This is a genomic window from Vibrio sp. Vb1554 (genome assembly GCF_033344235.1).
This window is the reverse complement of sequence record NZ_JAWPOJ010000400.1, coordinates 1-1,093: the sequence shown is the minus strand read 5'-3', so window position 1 is coordinate 1,093 and position 1,093 is coordinate 1. Positions and strand designations below refer to the sequence as shown.

Here is a 1,093-nt window from a genome sequence, read left to right as displayed (position 1 = left end):
ACATTTGGTATAAAAAGCATCACCTTCTTTTCTGGAATTGGCCGATGTCACATCTAAATTACAACCATCTTTATTACTTCTGGATGGTGTGCAAGCAAGGCTCTGTTACCAAGGCCGCGGATGCGCTTTTTCTCACTCCTCAAACGGTGACCGGGCAAATCAAAGCGCTTGAAGAGCGGATGAAAGGTAAGCTAACCAAGCGAAACGGCCGTACTGTCGAACCAACAGAACTCGGACAATTGGTCTTCAAATATGCGGATCGTATGTTTGGTTTAAGCTATGAGATGCTTGATATTGTGAACTACAGTCAGCACTCCAACATTTTGTTTGAAGTTGGTGTGGCCGATGCGCTGTCAAAACGGCTAGTTAGTAAAGTACTGATGACAACCGTGCCTGAAGACAACAGTATCCACTTACGTTGTTACGAGTCGACGCACGAACTGTTATTAGAACGGCTATCGCAGCACAAGTTGGATATGATTCTTTCTGATTGCCCGGTGGACTCGACGCAAAGCCCAGGCCTTTATAGTAAGAAGCTTGGCGAGAGTAGCATGAGTTTCTTTGCATCTTCTGACATTCCAGACGTCAAGTTCCCTGAAATTTTGGAAAAGAAAAAGCTGTTGATCCCAGCAAGTCGAACGGCGATGGGGCGAAAAGTCATTCAATGGTTTGATCGCCAAGGATTACAACCTGATGTCTTGGGAGAGTTTGATGACGTCGCGTTGATGAAAGCCTTTGCGAGATACCGTGATGATGTAATCTTTTTGGCGCCGACGGTTTACATGTCAGAAATCGAAGATGACCGCAGCTTACAGTTGATCCGTCATGTTGAGGATTTGAAAGAAGAGTATTACGTTATTTTCGCCGAGCGAATGATTCAGCATCCTGCGGTAAAAAACGTATGTGATGCTGATTTCAGTCAAATGTTTGAGTAAACCCGTATCGTTGCTCAAATAAATAGATTACTATCGATAAAAATATAAATCTAAATGATACCTAAGTAATTCAAGATACTTGGTTTAGTGAGCAAAATTATTTCTCGTCGATAAAGCCCCAGTGAACACTGCTGGTGGGTTAAATTGATGTATCGCTT

1 protein-coding gene is annotated in these 1,093 nt (G+C 43.0%); it reads left to right on the top strand.

Annotation, left to right across the window (positions count from 1 at the left end):
• Nucleotides 1-44: 44 nt before the first annotated feature.
• Entirely contained in the window at nt 45-935 is an 891-nt protein-coding gene (gene nhaR, locus R8N28_RS26605; RefSeq protein ID WP_318183839.1) for a transcriptional activator NhaR, read from the top strand.
• The last annotated feature ends 158 nt before the right edge of the window (nt 936-1,093 follow it).

Excerpts from the sequence above, each read along its gene's own strand:
- nhaR (WP_318183839.1), top strand. The coding sequence starts at position 45 with ATGTCACATCTAAATTACAACCATCTTTATTACTTCTGGATGGTGTGC.